Source organism: Serpentinimonas raichei, from assembly GCF_000828895.1.
Taxonomy (GTDB): domain Bacteria; phylum Pseudomonadota; class Gammaproteobacteria; order Burkholderiales; family Burkholderiaceae_C; genus Serpentinimonas; species Serpentinimonas raichei.
On the sequence record NZ_AP014568.1, the window covers coordinates 2381965 to 2397097 of the forward strand.

The following is a 15133-nucleotide window of genomic DNA, read 5'->3' on the forward strand; positions in this document are numbered from 1 at the left end:
TAAGTATGAACTCAGGCTGGGAGCCAGCGGCGCGCTGAAGCACCGTTGCGCTGCAGCAGCGAGTGGCCAGCAGTGCGGGGCAAGGATTGCATGTGGGCATCATAGCGCTGCGTGAAACAGCGTGCCAGCGCCCGGGTTTTGTCGCTGCTCAAGAGGGTCGGAGGGGCCGACCCCACCAGCCCGTCGTCGCGCAGGCGTTGCAACAGCAATTGCAGCGCCACCTCGGGCGGAAGGCCTGCTTGCTGCAGTTGTTCAGCCTGCCAAAGCGGCAGCACCACCGGGTGCCCCGGATGGGCGGCAGCCAGTTGGCGCGCCAGCTCGCGCGGTGATTCGCTGTCATCGGGGTCGGTCAGCACCAGCACGGCGCTGGCTGCAGGCGAGCAGGTGGTGCGCTGCGGGCCCGTCTCAGCCACCCAAGCCGCCAAACCCAGCTCGGTATGGATCAGGCGCCAACTGATGCGCACGTCGGCGCTGGCTGCGGCTTGAGCGGGTTCTGCAACCGCTGCGTGCAGCAGGCGCGCAAAGTGGCGCTTCAGGGTGGTCAGGTGGGCGTACATGATGGGGCGGCTCGCAAAAACAATCGGGTGTTGCAGCGACAACGCGGCTGCATCCGATTTATTCCGCCCCAGCGGTTCAACGCCTGGCGGCGGTAAAAATTTGTAAGTGCGGAATTAAGCGGCGCCCTTGTGCGTTGTGCATTCAGAGTCCACAAACTGGAGTGCATACATGCAGATTTATCCCTTTCCCGCCCATGCCGATGCATCGGCAAGCCCAGGCCCTGAGCGCGACCCTGGGCAAATCGTGGCCCTGCCAGCGGCCTTGCACCATGGGCTGGGGGCGTGGGTGGGGGTGCCGGCGCGCCTCGACCCAACCTTGCCGGTGCTGGTGGCGGTGCATGGCATTGGGCGCGCGGCGCGCAGCCAGGTGCAGGCTTTCATAGGGCGCGCCAACCAGCAGGGCCGCTTGGTGGTGGCCCCGCGTTTTGATTCCACCCATTGGCCGGGCTACCAGAGGCTGGGGCCACGAGGGCGGCGCGCCGATGCGGCGTTGCTGATGCTGCTCGAATCGATTGGCTTTCGGTGGCGCGTCAACACCCGGCGCATTGCGCTGTTTGGCTATTCCGGTGGGGCCCAGTTTGCGCACCGTTTTGCACTCTTGCACCCGCATCGGATTGAAAATTTGTGTGTCTGCGCCAGCGGTTGGTACACCTGGCCGGACGAACAGGCCTTCCCGCACGGCTTGGGGCTGCCGCTGCACAAGTCCGTGGGGAATGGCCAAGCCGCTGGGGGCGGGGTTCTGAGCGCGCAGCGCCTGGCGCGGTTTTTGCAGATTCCCATTGAGGTGGCCGTTGGCAGCGAGGATTGCCATGTGGACGAAAACACCCGTTCGTCGCCACCACTCGATGCCCTGCAAGGCCGTGACCGGCTAACCAGGGCCCGGCGCTGGGTCGCGCAGTTGCGCCATATCGGGCAGATGCGCGGTTTGAGCAGCCAGGTGCGGCTGACGGTGCTGCCCCAAGCCGGCCACGATTTCAAGCAGTGCATGGCCAGCGGTCAGTTGGCTGAACTCGCCTTGCCAGAGCCCAAGCCACACGGCAATTTGCGCAACTTGGTTTTTGCCTGAGCCATGAGGCCGAGGCTACCGAGGAATTTCTCTCCCCTTTGTCATCCCTCTATCTAGGAATCCATCATGCAAGACTCGACCCTCAACCGTTGGTTGCAGCACACGCTGCAGAGCGCCAAATGGGCCTTTTCCACCCGCCGCGTGCCGGCTGAGCAGGCGCAGGGCCTGCAGGAAGCGGTGGCGCAAGCCCGCTCGGGCGACTTGGTGCTGGCGCGGGTGCTGCAAGTGGCAGCCCACCCGCGCTTGCAGCTTGCCGATGGTCGCCACAGCGACCTCTACGAGGGCGATCTGATCGTGGCCGCTTGCGGTGCGCGCTATGCCAGCGACCAGTTTGAGGGGGTGGCGCAGCTCGACCCCGAAGGGGCCGATTTGCTGGCTGGCGGGGGCTGCATCGGCACCATGCGCCAGCGCCACGCACGCATGAAAACGCCCACCCGTCTGCAGCCGCTCGGGTTGCTGTGCGATGGGGCTGGGGCGGTGATCAACCTGCAACGCTACGCCCTTGCTCCGGCAACACCGAGCGGGGGGCTGTGCGTGATCGGTGTGGTGGGGGCGAGCATGAACGCCGGCAAAACCTCGGCCGTGGCGGCGCTGGTGCACGGCCTGGAGCGGGCCGGCTACCGCACGGCGGCCATCAAGGCCACCGGCACCGGGGCCTTTGGCGACTGGTGGCAGTACCACGACGCCGGTGCCAGCTTTGTGAGCGATTTCACCGACGCGGGCATGGTCTCGACCTATCAGCAACCCCATGCGCGGCTGGCGCAGGCGCTCGACACCTTGCTGGCCAGCGCCGAGGCTGCGGCCTGCGAAGTGGCGGTGGTGGAGTTTGCCGATGGCGTGCTGCAACAGGAAACGCGTGCGCTGCTGGGCGATCCGCAGGTGTGTGAGCGCTTCAACGCCTGGCTGTTTGCCGCCGCCGACTCGCTTTCGGCGGTAGGCGGACTGGCGAGCATGCGGGCGCTGGGTCAAGCGCCGGCCGCCATCACCGGGCTGATCACCGCCGCACCGCTGAGCGCGCAAGAGGCCGCTGCCGCCACCGGGCTCGAAGTGCTCTCGCGCGAGGCTTTGCGCGACCCCGCGGTGGCGGCCGCTTTGCTGCAGCGCTTTGCTGCCGCAGCAGGCCGCCCCGAGCTGGCGCAGGCCGTGCATTGAGCGGCGCAGCGATGGCGCCCAATCAGCCCAGTCTGGCCCTGCCGCCCTTGTGGTGCAGCGGGCGCAAAGCGGCCGTGCTCAAGGTGTTGGTGCTGGCGCTGGCGCAGGCAGCCTGTGCTGCGCTGGTGGCGCTGGGGGTGCGGTTGGCTTTTGTGGAACTGGGTGCGCGCCAGCCCTTGCCGTGGGAGGCCTTGCTGTGGGTGGCCGTGGGTGGAGTGGGTTTGGCGCTGGCGCGCTGGCACGAGCGCCAGCAGTCTGAGCGGCTCGGTCAGCGCTACGCCAACGAGCTGCGTCTGGCCCTGTTCAAAGCCATGGCGCGCAGCCGACCGCTCTGGGGGGGCGGACTCAACCCGGGTGTGCTGCACCAGCGTTTGGTGGGCGACATGGGGGCGGTGCGCCAGTGGATAGGGCAAGGGTTGCTGCGCTTGCTGGCGACCGGAATCAGCCTGTCGGCCTTGCTGGTTTTTTTGGCCCTCTGGATGCCGCCGGTGCTGGCTTTGGGCGTTGCGGTGGCCATCGGCGTGGGGATGGCTGCCCAGTTTTATTTGGCTGCTGGCCTGCAGCCGGTGCATGGGCGTTTGCGCCGAGCCCGTTCGCGCTTGAATCTGTTTGTCTCTGAGCGGCTGGCGCATGCCCAGTCGTTGCGGCTGGCGGGGCGCTTGCAGCAAGAGTGCGACGACATGGAGAGCCGCTTTGAGCGCGTTGAAGTGGCCGCGGTGGCGCGCCAAGGCCAGCATGGGCTGATGCGTGCGGCGGCCGATTTGGTGCGCGCCGCGGCCATAGTCTGGGTGTTGGCAGCGGCTTTTTTGCTGGGTTTGGCGGCGGCCGACGCCGCCGCCACCTTGGCTGCGGTGGGCTTGATGGTGCAGGGTTTGCGCGATCTGGCCGGTGTGGGCGACCGGCGAGCTGCGTGGCTGGCCGCCAAGCCACGCCTGTTGCAGGGTCTGGCGGGGGGCAACGGGCCGCTGCCCGTCAATACAGGCTCGGCCCGGGCGCCGACAGAGCGGGCGGAGTCCGACGCATGGGCTGAGGCCGCGCTGATCAAACTGGTGGACGTGCGGGCCGGGCCGCTGCACCACAGCGGCGCATTCCAACTGCACGCCGGCGACAGGGTTTGGCTGGCCGGTCCAGCCGGGTCTGGCAAGAGCACGCTGCTGCGCTTGCTGGCAGGCCTGGTGCGGCCCGAGGCCGGGCAGGTGCGGCGGCGCGCCCCATCGGGCAGCAAAGGGCTGCAGTGGGTGGCCCTGATCGACCCCGAGGCCCCCCTGCTTTCGGGCAGCCTGCGCCGTGCCCTGACGCTCAACTGCCGACCGCGACCCAGCGATGCGCGGGTGCTGGAGGTGGCGCACGCCGTCGGGCTGCAAGACACGCTGCGGCGCCTCGGCGGGCTGGAGGGTCGGCTGCTTTGGGCGGGGCGCAACTTGTCAGACTACGAGCGCCGCCGGGTGCTGCTGGCGCGCGCGCTGCTCAGCACCATGCCGGTGGTGCTGCTAGACGATCTGGGGCTGGATCGCGACCCGCTGCTGATCCGTGCGGTGCGGCACTGGTTGCAGACCAGCCCGGCGGCGGTGGTGTGGGTCGGCTTTGAGGCACTGGGCCGTGAGGGGTTGCCAACCCAGCGCTGGTTGCTCAATCCAGGTCAAACGGCTGCTGTGCTGGGACCTGCGGAGCCCAATTAGGCCGCTTGCAGTGGGCCCCCAACTCAGCGGCAACGCGGCGTCAGGCGTGGCAGGCCCCAGCCAAAAACCGGGTCGCGTCCGGGGGCACCGAGGTCTTGCAGCGCCATGCCTTGGCCACTGAACCACTGCGCGGCACTGAGCTGGCGCTCGTGCAGCGACTGCGACACCAGGGCCACCATGAAAGGCACCGCAAACGAGGTGCCGCTGCGCCGTTGCAAGGCGCCGTCGCGCCCCAGGGTGGGCAGATCGGCGCCGGGCAGGGCAAAGCGGATGTGCTCGCCCTGGCTGGCGCGCCGGTACACCGCTTGGGCCGGGGTCAGGGCCGTGACGGCCAAGGCAGACGGGTGGGCGGCGGGAAAAGCCGGTGCGGCAGCGCGCCCGCCGTTGCCGGCTGCGGCCACCACCACCACGCCCCGGGCGCGGGCGCGCTCCAGCGCGGCGTCGAGCACCGCATTGCGCGGGCCCGCCAGGCTCATGCCGATCACCTGCGCGCCCTGCCCCACCAGCCAGTCCAGGCTGAGGGCCAAGCCCAAGGCGTCGGCGCGCGTTTGGCCTGAAGGCAGGCGGTAAAAGGGGGCCGCTGCCAGCAGGCGCGCACGCGGCATGAGGCCGGTGTAGCCCCCGGCGGGTTGGCCCACCAGCAGCGCCGCAATGGCGGTGCCGTGGTCGTCGGCCACCGCGCTTTGCTCTGGGTTGAGTTTGCGCTGGCTGCGAATTTGCGCGCCGCGCAGCGCCGGGTGGCCGGCTTGTACCTCGGTGTCCACAATGCCGACAATCTGATTGCGCCCACAGGCCGCGCTTGCGGCTGGCCAGCCGATGGCCAGTTTGGAGGGAGCCATCGGTTCTGCGCCGCGCTCCCCTGCCAAGGCAGGCGCGCGCGGCGTTTGCGCCAGCGCGTACAGGTGCTGCAAATGAAAGGTGCCGGCGTCAAAGGCGCGCAAGCGCTCCAGCGTGGCTCGGGCGGGCACACCGTGCAAGCGCAGGCGCACCACCTGCAGGCCCAAACCGCGCAGGTTGCGCGTCTCCAGCACCTCGACACCCATTTGCAACCTGGCATAGGCCAGCGCCGCCGAACTGGGGTTGAGGGCCAGCAGTTCGTTGGGCAGGTGTTCGTCGGCGCGCTGGGCTGCAGCGAACCAGCCCCATGCGGGTGCGGGGTCGGCGCCAGAGCCGCCGCCATCGGCCGCGCTGCCGCTGCTGCCGGCAGCAGAACCGCCATCATCACCGCTATCATCGCCACCGCCATCATCGCCACCGCCGTCGTCAGCCCACACCAAAGCGGAGCCCGGGCCTGGGGCGGTGCCCAAGGGGGGCAGCCAGAGCAGCGGGCCCAAAAAACCCAGCCCGGCCAGCAGCCCCGCGCGGACCAGCCCAAGGGGGCGGGCGGCGCGCGCGGGGGGGCACAAGGGGGTGGAGTGCAGCATCACAGAGGTAGACTCTATCGCAAAGCGCCGCGCTGCGCCAACGCGGAATAAAGCGCGCCCCCGATCGTTGTCCCTTGCAACACCCGACATGAATCCCATCGACCCGCGCGCCGAACTCATCAGCCTCTTGCCCCGCTTGCGCCGCTTTGCCTACGGGCTCACGGGCGACGGGCATCAGGCCGACGATCTGGTGCAAACCGGCTGCCTGAAGGCGATCGAGCGCTGGCAGCAGTTTCAGCCCGGCACCAGTCTGGCCAGTTGGATGTTTCGCATTTTGCAAACCACTTGGCTCGACGAGTACCGCACCCGCCAGCGCCAGCAGACCGATTCGTGGGACGAGGGTTTCGATGAGTTGATGGGCGACGACGGGCGCACGCAACTGGAGTCGCGCAGCGAGGCGCGCCAGGTGCGGCGGCTGGTGGCCGAGCTGCCCGAAGAGCAGCGCGCGGTGCTGCTGCTGGTGGCGGTCGAGGGTTTGTCGTACAAGGAAGCGGCCAGCACGCTGGAGCTGCCGATCGGCACCGTGATGAGCCGCCTGGCACGCGCGCGCAGCAAGTTGGCCGAGGGGCTGGGACAAGCAGAACGAGGCAAAGGAAGATGATGAACACGGCGATCGACGACAGCACCCTGCTGGCCTACTTGGATGGGCAGCTGGAAGCGGATGCAGACTACCTGCGCGTGGAGCAGGCACTGGAGCAGGACGCTGCGCTGCGCCAGCGCTTGCAGGCGCTGGTGGGGCAAGGCGAGGCGATCCGCTCGGCCTTTCAGGCCAAATTGCAAGAACCGGTGCCGCCGCACCTGGTGGCAGCGATCATGAGCGCGCCGTGGCCGCCGCTGGCGCAGACGGCGCAGCGCACCGCGCCCGATCCAAGCCCGCCCAGCCCGTGGCGGCGGCTGCTGCGCCATTGGGCCGGGGCTTGGCTGGGCCGGCGGGGCGGGCCCATGGCTGGCGGTGCGGGGGGGGTGGGCGCTGCGGGTGGCGCGGGTGGCGCGGGTGGCGCGGGTGGCGCGGGTGGACCGGCTGGCGCCGGGGCGGCGCCGTGGCTCTGGCAGGGGGTGGCGCTGGCCTCCTTGGCCGGGCTGGCGCTGCTGCTGCTGCTGGGGCGCGCCGGGCCCGGGGTGCAGGCCCCAACGATGCAGCCGCACTGGGCCCAAGTGCAAGCGCCGCTGCAAGACGAGCGCGTGCGGGTGGCGCTGCAGGCGCTGCCCAGCGGCCAGGTGCTGCGCATCGGGGCCGACACGCTGGAACTGATGGGCAGTTTCGAGCGCGCCCCGGGGCAGCATTGCCGCGAGCTGCAAGAAAGCCGCGCAGTGGCCGGCGCGGTGACGCAGACGCTGGCGGTGCTGTGCCAAACCCCGGACAGCGGCTGGGCGGTGGCCTTTGCCGCCAGCGAAACGCTGCCCGAGGGCAGCTTTGTGACCGCCAGCGGGGCCCAGCAGGCGGCTTTGCAAGATTTTTATGATCGCTTGGGCGCGGTTGAGTTTTTGGACGCAGCCGACGAGCAGGCGCGCCTGGCAGCGGGCTGGCAAGGGCCGGCGCCACGCCCCTGAGCCGGGGCTACGCAGCTTGCTTTCCAGCACTGACCCGTTCATAATCTCAAGCAAGCCCGCTGCGTTCCATGGCCGCCACAACCCTGATCATGAAAACCTTTACCGCCATAGTAGAAAAGTGTACCGAAACAGGGCTTTACGTCGGTTACGTGCCCGGGTTCCCGGGTGCGCATACCCAAGGCACCTCACTGGATGAGTTGCAGCAGAACCTCCAAGAGGTTGTCTCCATGCTCTTGGAAGATGGCGAGCCCGTGTTGGATGCACAGTTTGTGGGTACCCAGCAGCTTGCCATCGCCTAATGGGCAGTCTGCCCGTTTTGAAGCCGCAGGAAGTGGTTCGCCATCTCGAACGCTTGGGTTTCGCTGAGTCTAGGCAGAAGGGCTCGCACAAGCAGTTCCGCCATCCCGACGGTCGTGCAACAACCGTCCCGTTTCACAAGGGCCAAGATGTTTCACCCGTCTTGCTGCGCAAAATTGCGCAAGACATCAACGTATTGGTCGAAGAGTTGCTGGGTCGGCTATAGAGCGCCCAACAGGTCGTTCAACCCCAGTGGCACGATCAACCACACGAAGTATCCCTAACCTGCGGCTCTACTCGGAGGCGTGTTGCAGCCAGCCGCGGCCGCGCGCTGCAGCCGGTCGCGCACGCCGTCCCAGGCCGCATCGTCGGGCGGGGTTTCAACCCAGATCAGCCGGGTTTCGGGGCGGTCGAGGGCGCGCAGCACGGCAAACAATTCGTGTGCACAGGCGCTGGCCTGCTCGGGCATGCGCTCGACGCGCACATGGCGGCTGGCGCTGCGCAGCAGGCTGCGGCTGTACAGCGCCAGGTGGCGCGCGTCGGGGCCGAGCAGGTCGAGCGCGGCTTGCATCTCGGCCGCAGGCATCAGGCGCAACCGGGCCCGTGGCGCGTAGTGGGCGCTCAGGGTGCCGGAGGCGCGCGGGGCGGCGGCGTCGCGCTCGGCCAGCCGCTGGCCGGCGGCGGCTTCCAGCGTGCTCAGGGGCAGCACGCCGGGGCGCAGCAGCACCGGCTGGCCGCGGCTGCAGTCGATGATGGTGGACTCGATCCCCACCGGGCAGGGGCCGCCATCCAAGATCAGCAGTTCTTCGTCGCTGAGCAGCCCGGCAAATTCGTCGGCCACGTGCTCGGCGTGGGTCGGGCTCAGGCGGCCGAAGCGGTTGGCGCTCGGGGCCGCCAAGCCGCGTAGGCCCACTTGCTGGGCCGCCAGCAACACGGCTTGCGCCACCGGGTGCGCCGGGCAGCGCAGCCCGATGCTGCCTTGCCCACCGGCGGCGGCGCTGGCCACACCGGGGCGGCGCGGCAGGATCAGCGTCAGCGGGCCGGGCCAGCAAGCGGCCATCAGGCGCCGGGCAAAGTCGGGGCAGGCGCTGGCGTAGTGCGCCACCGCCGCTTGCCACTGCGCGGGCTGGCGGCCCCCCACGTGCACGATCAACGGGTGGTCGGCCGGTCGGCCCTTGGCGGCAAAGATGCGCGCCACCGCCTCGGGCGCATCGGCGTCGGCGGCCAGGCCATAGACGGTTTCGGTGGGCAAGGCGAGCAAGCGGCCGGCTTGCAACTGGGCGCAGGCGCGCTGCAGCAGCGGCTCCAGCCCGGCTGCGGTTGCGCCGCCCGGGTCGCCCAAGGCTGTGCCCAAGGTGCTACCCAAGGCGCGCAAGTCGAGTATCAGGGCCACGGCGCGATGCCCAAGATGGCCGCCGCCGCGCGCGCCGTGGCATGCACTTGCTCCGGGGTGGGGCCGGTCAGGGTCAGGTGCCCCATTTTGCGCCCGGGCCGGGCTTCGTGCTTGCCGTACAGGTGCAGGTGCGCGCCGGGCAGCGCCAGCACGGCGGCCCAGTCGGGGCTGCGCGGCTGGCCTTGGGCATCGAACCAGAGCTCGCCCAGCAGGTTGAGCATCAGCGCTGGGCTGTGCTGGCGTGGGGCCACCAGCGGCAGCCCGGCCAGGGTGCGCACTTGCAGATCGAACTGCGATACATCGCAGGCGTCGAGCGTGTAGTGGCCGCTGTTGTGCGGGCGCGGGGCCATCTCGTTGAGCACCAGCGCGCCCTCGGCGCTGCCGTCGTCGATCACAAAAAACTCGATGCACAGCACGCCCACGTAGCCCAGCTGGGCGGCGATCAAGCGGCTGGCGGCCACGGCGCGCTCTGCCAGACCTGCCGCCAGCCGGCCGGGGCAGGCTTGGGTGAGCGCCAAAATGCCGTCGCGGTGCAGGTTGCGCTGAGGGGGGTAGTGCACCATTTGGCCGTCGCGGCCGCGCGCCACCAGCACCGACAGCTCCTCTTGGAGCGTCAGCAGGCGTTCCAGCACGCAAGGCACCTGGCCCAGCTGCTGCCACGCGGCTTGCAGTTCGGCGGGCGTGTGCACCCGCTGCTGGCCTTTGCCGTCGTAGCCCAGGCGCGCGGTTTTGAGGATGCCAGGCAGCAGCGTGACAGGCACGGCGTGCAGATCGGCCTCGGTCTCGATCACCGCATAAGGGGCTGGGCCGACGCCGCTCAAGGGGGCGCAGGCGCTGAAGTGGGCTTTTTCGGCGATCCGGTCTTGCGCCAGCGCCACCGCAGCGGCGGATGGGGCCACCGGGCGCTGCTGCGCCAGCCAGTGCAGCGCCTCGGCCGGCACGTTTTCAAACTCGGTGGTGATGGCGTCGCAGCGCTGCGCCAGTTGCGCCAGCCCCTGCGGGTCGGCGTAGTCGGTCTGGATGTGCTGCGGGCAGGCCAGTGCCGCTGGGCTGTGGCTTTCGGGCTCCAGCACCGCGCAGGCATAGCCCAGCCGCTGCGCCGCCTGCACGAACATGCGCCCGAGCTGCCCGCCGCCCAGCACACCCAAGGTGCAGGGTTGGCCCGCGTGGCCCAGGGTGCCGGGCAGCAGCGGCGGCAGCGGCTGGGCTAGGTTGCCCGGGCCGCTCATGGCTGGGGCTGCGGTGGCAGCGTCATGGCGCGGGCGGCCTCGGTTTGGGCGCTGCGAAAGGCTTGCAGGCGCTGCAGCAGCGCCGCGTCGTGCAGCGCCAGCATGGCCACGGCAAACAGCGCCGCGTTGGCGGCCCCGGCGGCCCCAATGGCAAAGGTGGCCACCGGTATGCCCTTGGGCATCTGCACAATGCTGTGCAGCGAATCCACCCCGCCCAGCGCCTTGCCCGCCACCGGCACCCCGAGCACCGGCAGCGTGGTCTTGGCCGCCAGCATGCCCGGCAGGTGTGCGGCACCCCCGGCCCCGGCGATGATGGCTTGCAGGCCGCGCCCGGCCGCGCTGTCGGCGTAGGCAAACATATCGTCGGGCATGCGGTGCGCCGAGAGCACGCGCGCCTCGTGCGGCACACCCAATTGCTGCAAAATTTCGACCGCATGGCGCATCGTGTCCCAGTCGGAGCTGGAACCCATCACCACGCCGATTTGCACTGTCGCATTCATAAACTAGCCCATCGCAGCCATAGCCCAAGGTGGCCGGAGCCGCGCGCATTGGGCGGTCCGGGTCAAGGCGAGGATTTTAAGGCTTGGCTTTGGGCGACAATGGCGCCTGCCACGGCCCGCCGCTTGGGGCCGCACCTCCCATACCCTGTAGCACCACGCCATGATCGACGTCACCTTAGCCAATTTTGAAACCGAAGTCATCGCCGCCTCGGCGCAAGTGCCGGTGCTGGTGGACTTCTGGGCCCCCTGGTGCGGGCCTTGCCGCACCCTCGGCCCGCTGCTGGAAAAGCTGGAGGTCGCCTACCAGGGCCGCTTCAAACTGGTCAAGATCGACTCCGACCAGCAGCAGCAACTGGCGGCGGCCTTTGGCATCCGCAGCATCCCCACCTGTGTGCTGCTGATCGACGGCCAGCCGGTCGATGGCTTTGCCGGCGCGTTGCCCGAGAGCCAGTTGCGCGCCTTCCTCGACAAACACCTGCCCGACCAAGCCCCCGACGCGGCGCAGGACGCAGAGCCCGAGCCGGAAGATTTGAGCGACGAAGAGCACCTAGCGCGGCTGCTGCAGCGCCTGCACGCCGAGCCCGGCAACGACGATCTGCGCTTCGATTGCGTGCGGCACCTGATCGGGGCGGGCCAGTTCGAGCAGGCCGAGCTGGCGCTGGCCCCGGCGCTGGCGCAAATCCCGCTGCAACTGCGCTTCGAGGCGCTGTCGCACTGGCTCAATGCGCTGCTCTTTACCGCCACCGACGCGCGCGGCCAGTGGCCGCTGGAGCGTTTCGATGAGCTCATTGCCAAAGACAAGCGCGATTTCGAGACCCGCATGGCCAAGACCCGGCTGCTGATTGCGCTGGGCGAGTGGCCGGCGGCGCTCGATGAGCTGCTAGAAATCATAGCCCGCGACCGGCGCTGGGCCGACGAGCTGGCGCGCAAAACCTACATCGGGCTGCTGGAGCTGATGACACCGCCCGCGCCCAAAGCCGACCCGGCGCTGGCGGGCAAGAGCGCCGGCGGCATCGAGTTGTCCGGCAAGAGCAGCGCCCCCACCGACCCGCAGCGCGAGTTGGTGGCGCGCTACCGGCGCCGGCTCAGCATGGCGTTGAACTAAAGCTCAGGGGCGCTGCGGCCCGCCGTGCCCACCGGCCCCGGGCATGCCATGGCCGCCATGGCCAGCGGGTGGCGTGTGCGCGCCCATGCCGCCCGCACCGTGCGGCCCGCCATGCCCATGCCCGGCCCCCATGCCCAGCGCCCGCACGGGTGCCTCGACCTGCTGCGTGAAGCGCCGCTGGGCCCGGTCTTCAAACACCAGCGTGATGGCCACGCGCTCGCCCGCGTTCAGCGGCTGGCGCAAGTCCATCAACATCACGTGGTAGCCACCGGGTCGCAGCTCCACCGTGCGCCCAGCAGGCAAGTCCAGGCCGGCCACGGCGCGCATGCGCATGACATCGTTGACCACGGTCATTTCGTGGATTTCGGTGATGCCGGCCACGGGGGAGCTGGCTTCCACCAGCCGCACATCTTGGGCCGCGCTCAGGCGCATGAAGGCCCCGGTCGCGCCCTGTTGCGCCACGGTGGCGCGCACCCAAGGCTCGCTCACCGTGACCACCGGGCTTTGCGCGGCGGCGGTACCCACCAAGCTGCAGCAAACCAAGGCGAGGGAAAAAATAAAAGCACGCATGAATATTTCCTTAGTCCAGCAGCCGCTGCAGCGCTTCGCGGTACTTGGCGGCGGTTTGCGCGATCACTTCGGGCGGCAGCGACGGCGGCGGGGCGGCCTTATTCCAGGGTTGGCCGGCCACGCTGGCGGTTTCTAGCCAATCGCGCAGATACTGCTTGTCAAAGCTGGGTGGGTTGGCCCCGGCGCGGTACTGCTCCAGCGGCCAGTAGCGCGAGCTGTCGGGGGTGAGCACCTCGTCCATCAGCACCAGTTGGCCGGCTGGGTCGAGCCCGAACTCGAACTTGGTGTCGGCGATGATGATGCCCTTGCCCAGCGCATAGGCCGCCGCCGCCTGGTACAGGCCGATCGAGACGCGGCGGATCTGCCCGGCCAGCTCGGGGCCGATCAGTTGCACCGTTTGCTCGAACGTGATGTTTTCGTCGTGCTCGCCCTGCGCCGCCTTGGCCGCCGGGGTGTAAATGGGCTCGGGCAACTGCGCCGCGTTCACCAAACCCGGTGGCAAGGGCACGCCGCAGACGCAGCCATTGGCCTGGTATTCCTTCCAGCCGCTGCCGGCCAAGTAGCCGCGCACCACCGCCTCCACCGGAATCGGGCGCAGGCGCTGCACCAGCATCGAGCGGCCGCGCACCAGCGGCTGTTCGGCTGCGCTGACCACGCTCTCGGGCTCGGCGCCGGTGAGGTGGTTCGGGCACAGCCCAAGGCGGCCCAGGTAATCGAACCAAAACAGGCTCAGGCGCGTGAGCAGCTCGCCCTTGCCGGGTATGGCTTGGCTCATCACCACATCGAAGGCGCTGATGCGGTCCGAAGCCAGCATCAGGATGCGGTCGTCGCCCACGGCGTAGTTGTCGCGCACCTTGCCGCGCGCCAGCAGCGGCAAAGATCGGAGGGTGGAGGTGTGCAGGGCGGGGCTCATGCCGGAAGTGTAGCGGCTGACCAAGCGTTGCAGCCGCGTTCAAGCCGCGCGGAAGGCCCCCATGGTCTCATCCAGATCCTGGGCCTGCTCGCGCAGCCGGGCGGCGGTGTCTTGCGAGCGCTGCACCACGTCGGCGCTCTGCTGCGCCGACTCGTGCAGCGAACCCACGGCGTGGTCCAGCTCCTGCGCGCTGGAGCGCTGCTGCGCCGTGGCTTGGGCGATGGAGCCCATCAGGCGCGAGAGCTCATCGACCGACTCCACCACCCGCTGCATGGTCTGGCCCGCATTGTGCGCCGCCGCCGAGCCGGTCTGCACGCGCTGGGTCGAGGTTTCGATGAGTTGCTTGACCTCGCGCGCCGCCTGCGTGCTGCGCTGCGCCAGCGAGCGCACCTCACCGGCCACCACGGCAAAGCCGCGCCCTTGCTCACCGGCGCGGGCCGCTTCCACGGCGGCATTGAGCGCCAAGATGTTGGTCTGGAAGGCGATGCCGTCGATCACGCTGACGATCTCGGAAATGCGGCGCGAGGCCTCGTCGATGCGCTGCATTTCTTGCACCACCTCGGTCACGGCCTGCCCGCCTTGCGAGGCAATCTCGGAGGCCTTGCCGGCTAGGCGGCTGACGTTGTCGGCGCTGCGGGCGCTCGTTTCGATGGCGCCGGTCATGCTGCGCGCGTGCTCGGCGGTGGCTTCGATGGCTTCGCTTTGCTGCCCGGTGACGTGGCTCAGGTCGTGGTTGGTGTGGTCCAGTTCCGAGGCCGCCCTGACCACGTGCGCAGAAGTCTGGCGCACCCGCGAAACCACCTCGTTCAGGCGCTGTTGCATGCCGGAGATGGAATCGAACAGCTTGCCAAACTCATCCCCGGGCCGGACCCAGACTTGGGTGTTCAACTCGCCACCGGCAATTTGGCGCGTCACCGACTGGGCCCGGGCAAAGGCCCCTTCCATCATGCGCAGCACCGACCACACCATCCAAGCGGCGATCAGCAGCACCAAGGTGGACAAGGCAGCCAGCGTCATTTTGGCGATGAAGGCCACGCGGTCGGCCTCGGCGATGGCCTCGGCCATGAGCTGCTGCTGCCACTGGCGCAGCTCGACGATATGGCCCACCATGCGGTCGCGTGCCGGCACCAGGTCGGTGCTGAGCAGCCTGAAGGCGCCCGGCACATCGCCGGCCTGCACCATGCCCACGGCTTGCTGCCCTAGGCGCCAGAACTCCACGTCGGCGGCGCGAATCTGGGCCGCGATCTCGCGCCCGCGCTCGGTGGTGATGTTGGCCTCGAATTCCTCGAACAGCTTCATCTTCTGCTCGCGAAAAGCCACGATGCGCGCCACCGTGGCGGCCCCGTCTTCCGGGCTGGTTACCAGCATGGCATGGCGCGCCTCGAGCGAGATGCGAAACATCAGCACCTGGATGTCGGAAATGCGCTCGATCTGCGGTGCATAGCGCTGCGCCATGCGGTCGGCTTGCTGGTCGATGCGGTCAAAGGTCCACCATGTGCCGGCCATCGTGCCCATCAGCGCGACAAACAGCAAAAAGAAGGCGGCAATCAGCTTTTGGCGCAGCGAGAGGTGCGCCCGTGCGGGGTGGTTTTGCATACCCCCATCATACCGAATGCCCTTGCGCCCTGCCCGGTCAACTTTTGACCCACATCAAAAGCCGGCACCGGCGAATAGTGGAAAACCCTCAACACGAAAAC

Annotated in this window: 16 protein-coding genes; 8 read left to right on the forward strand and 8 right to left on the reverse strand. The window is 69.0% G+C overall.

Annotation, left to right across the window (positions count from 1 at the left end; genetic code table 11):
• Positions 1 to 11: 11 nt before the first annotated feature.
• Entirely contained in the window at positions 12 to 557 is a 546-nt protein-coding gene (locus tag SRAA_RS11110; RefSeq protein ID WP_045532761.1) for a hypothetical protein, read from the reverse strand.
• Between the two features lie 169 nt (positions 558 to 726).
• On the opposite strand from SRAA_RS11110, the gene SRAA_RS12105 reads away from it, so the two are divergent.
• The 3 genes from SRAA_RS12105 (at position 727) to SRAA_RS11125 (ending at position 4454) form a co-directional block, all read left to right on the forward strand.
• Positions 727 to 1623, forward strand: a complete 897-nt coding sequence (locus tag SRAA_RS12105) for a hypothetical protein (RefSeq protein ID WP_052467569.1) — start codon at positions 727 to 729, stop codon at positions 1621 to 1623.
• A gap of 66 nt (positions 1624 to 1689) precedes the next feature.
• A complete protein-coding gene (locus SRAA_RS11120; protein ID WP_045532763.1) occupies positions 1690 to 2775 on the forward strand; it encodes a P-loop NTPase family protein in 1086 nt (361 codons plus the stop codon).
• Between the two features lie 11 nt (positions 2776 to 2786).
• The gene (locus SRAA_RS11125) at positions 2787 to 4454 is read left to right on the forward strand and encodes an ATP-binding cassette domain-containing protein (RefSeq protein WP_045532765.1); all 1668 of its coding nucleotides are present in this window, start codon (positions 2787 to 2789) and stop codon (positions 4452 to 4454) included.
• Positions 4455 to 4477: 23 nt separating this feature from the next.
• Here the strand turns inward: SRAA_RS11125 and SRAA_RS12110 are convergent, their stop codons facing one another.
• The gene (locus tag SRAA_RS12110; protein ID WP_171820244.1) at positions 4478 to 5860 is read right to left on the reverse strand and encodes a S8 family serine peptidase; all 1383 of its coding nucleotides are present in this window, start codon (positions 5858 to 5860) and stop codon (positions 4478 to 4480) included.
• Between the two features lie 106 nt (positions 5861 to 5966).
• Here SRAA_RS12110 and SRAA_RS11135 point away from each other — a divergent pair, with 106 nt between their 5' ends.
• From SRAA_RS11135 to SRAA_RS12885, 4 genes are all read left to right on the forward strand, one after another.
• Positions 5967 to 6479, forward strand: coding sequence for an RNA polymerase sigma factor (locus tag SRAA_RS11135; RefSeq protein ID WP_045532767.1), 513 nt, complete (start codon positions 5967 to 5969; stop codon positions 6477 to 6479).
• Complete coding sequence (locus SRAA_RS12640; RefSeq protein WP_045532769.1) at positions 6479 to 7429, forward strand: anti-sigma factor family protein; 951 nt, start codon at positions 6479 to 6481, stop codon at positions 7427 to 7429. Before SRAA_RS11135 ends, SRAA_RS12640 begins: the two co-directional genes overlap by 1 nt.
• Before the next feature lie 89 nt (positions 7430 to 7518).
• Positions 7519 to 7728, forward strand: a complete 210-nt coding sequence (locus tag SRAA_RS11145) for a type II toxin-antitoxin system HicB family antitoxin (RefSeq protein ID WP_045533817.1) — start codon at positions 7519 to 7521, stop codon at positions 7726 to 7728.
• Positions 7728 to 7952, forward strand: a complete 225-nt coding sequence (locus tag SRAA_RS12885; protein ID WP_045532771.1) for a type II toxin-antitoxin system HicA family toxin — start codon at positions 7728 to 7730, stop codon at positions 7950 to 7952. Before SRAA_RS11145 ends, SRAA_RS12885 begins: the two co-directional genes overlap by 1 nt.
• 54 nt (positions 7953 to 8006) lie before the next feature.
• Here the strand turns inward: SRAA_RS12885 and SRAA_RS11155 are convergent, their stop codons facing one another.
• From SRAA_RS11155 to purE, 3 genes are all read right to left on the reverse strand, one after another.
• Positions 8007 to 9035: an L-threonylcarbamoyladenylate synthase gene (locus SRAA_RS11155; protein ID WP_045533819.1), complete on the reverse strand. Its 1029-nt coding sequence runs from the start codon at positions 9033 to 9035 to the stop codon at positions 8007 to 8009.
• Positions 9036 to 9109: 74 nt separating this feature from the next.
• On the reverse strand, positions 9110 to 10348 hold the full coding sequence (locus SRAA_RS11160) for a 5-(carboxyamino)imidazole ribonucleotide synthase (RefSeq protein WP_045532773.1): 1239 nt from the start codon (positions 10346 to 10348) through the stop codon (positions 9110 to 9112).
• Complete coding sequence (gene purE / locus SRAA_RS11165; RefSeq protein ID WP_045532774.1) at positions 10345 to 10848, reverse strand: 5-(carboxyamino)imidazole ribonucleotide mutase; 504 nt, start codon at positions 10846 to 10848, stop codon at positions 10345 to 10347. Before purE ends, SRAA_RS11160 begins: the two co-directional genes overlap by 4 nt.
• A 160-nt stretch (positions 10849 to 11008) precedes the next feature.
• Here purE and trxA point away from each other — a divergent pair, with 160 nt between their 5' ends.
• Positions 11009 to 11953 carry a thioredoxin gene (gene trxA, locus SRAA_RS11170; protein WP_045532776.1) on the forward strand — a complete coding sequence of 315 codons (945 nt, stop codon included), beginning with the start codon at positions 11009 to 11011 and terminating at the stop codon, positions 11951 to 11953.
• A gap of 3 nt (positions 11954 to 11956) precedes the next feature.
• On the opposite strand, the gene SRAA_RS11175 is transcribed toward trxA, so the two are convergent.
• The 3 genes from SRAA_RS11175 to SRAA_RS11185 are packed head-to-tail and all read right to left on the reverse strand — an operon-like array spanning position 11957 to position 15032.
• On the reverse strand, positions 11957 to 12523 hold the full coding sequence (locus tag SRAA_RS11175; protein WP_082040046.1) for a copper chaperone PCu(A)C: 567 nt from the start codon (positions 12521 to 12523) through the stop codon (positions 11957 to 11959).
• A 10-nt stretch (positions 12524 to 12533) separates the two neighbouring features.
• On the reverse strand, positions 12534 to 13436 hold the full coding sequence (locus SRAA_RS11180) for a phosphoribosylaminoimidazolesuccinocarboxamide synthase (protein WP_045532778.1): 903 nt from the start codon (positions 13434 to 13436) through the stop codon (positions 12534 to 12536).
• Between the two features lie 39 nt (positions 13437 to 13475).
• On the reverse strand, positions 13476 to 15032 hold the full coding sequence (locus tag SRAA_RS11185; RefSeq protein WP_045532779.1) for a methyl-accepting chemotaxis protein: 1557 nt from the start codon (positions 15030 to 15032) through the stop codon (positions 13476 to 13478).
• Between the last annotated feature and the right edge of the window lie 101 nt (positions 15033 to 15133).

Bases quoted from the DNA above. Each gene is read 5' to 3' on its own strand.
- SRAA_RS11180 (WP_045532778.1), bottom strand. From the start codon at position 13,436: ATGAGCCCCGCCCTGCACACCTCCACCCTCCGATCTTTGCCGCTGCTG.
- SRAA_RS12105 (WP_052467569.1), top strand. From the start codon at position 727: ATGCAGATTTATCCCTTTCCCGCCCATGCCGATGCATCGGCAAGCCCA.
- SRAA_RS11145 (WP_045533817.1), top strand. From the start codon at position 7,519: ATGAAAACCTTTACCGCCATAGTAGAAAAGTGTACCGAAACAGGGCTT.
- SRAA_RS11160 (WP_045532773.1), bottom strand. From the start codon at position 10,348: ATGAGCGGCCCGGGCAACCTAGCCCAGCCGCTGCCGCCGCTGCTGCCC.
- SRAA_RS12640 (WP_045532769.1), top strand. From the start codon at position 6,479: ATGAACACGGCGATCGACGACAGCACCCTGCTGGCCTACTTGGATGGG.
- SRAA_RS11125 (WP_045532765.1), top strand. From the start codon at position 2,787: ATGGCGCCCAATCAGCCCAGTCTGGCCCTGCCGCCCTTGTGGTGCAGC.
- trxA (WP_045532776.1), top strand. From the start codon at position 11,009: ATGATCGACGTCACCTTAGCCAATTTTGAAACCGAAGTCATCGCCGCC.
- SRAA_RS12885 (WP_045532771.1), top strand. From the start codon at position 7,728: ATGGGCAGTCTGCCCGTTTTGAAGCCGCAGGAAGTGGTTCGCCATCTC.
- SRAA_RS11135 (WP_045532767.1), top strand. From the start codon at position 5,967: ATGAATCCCATCGACCCGCGCGCCGAACTCATCAGCCTCTTGCCCCGC.
- purE (WP_045532774.1), bottom strand. From the start codon at position 10,848: ATGAATGCGACAGTGCAAATCGGCGTGGTGATGGGTTCCAGCTCCGAC.
- SRAA_RS11185 (WP_045532779.1), bottom strand. From the start codon at position 15,032: ATGCAAAACCACCCCGCACGGGCGCACCTCTCGCTGCGCCAAAAGCTG.
- SRAA_RS11110 (WP_045532761.1), bottom strand. From the start codon at position 557: ATGTACGCCCACCTGACCACCCTGAAGCGCCACTTTGCGCGCCTGCTG.
- SRAA_RS11175 (WP_082040046.1), bottom strand. From the start codon at position 12,523: ATGCGTGCTTTTATTTTTTCCCTCGCCTTGGTTTGCTGCAGCTTGGTG.
- SRAA_RS11120 (WP_045532763.1), top strand. From the start codon at position 1,690: ATGCAAGACTCGACCCTCAACCGTTGGTTGCAGCACACGCTGCAGAGC.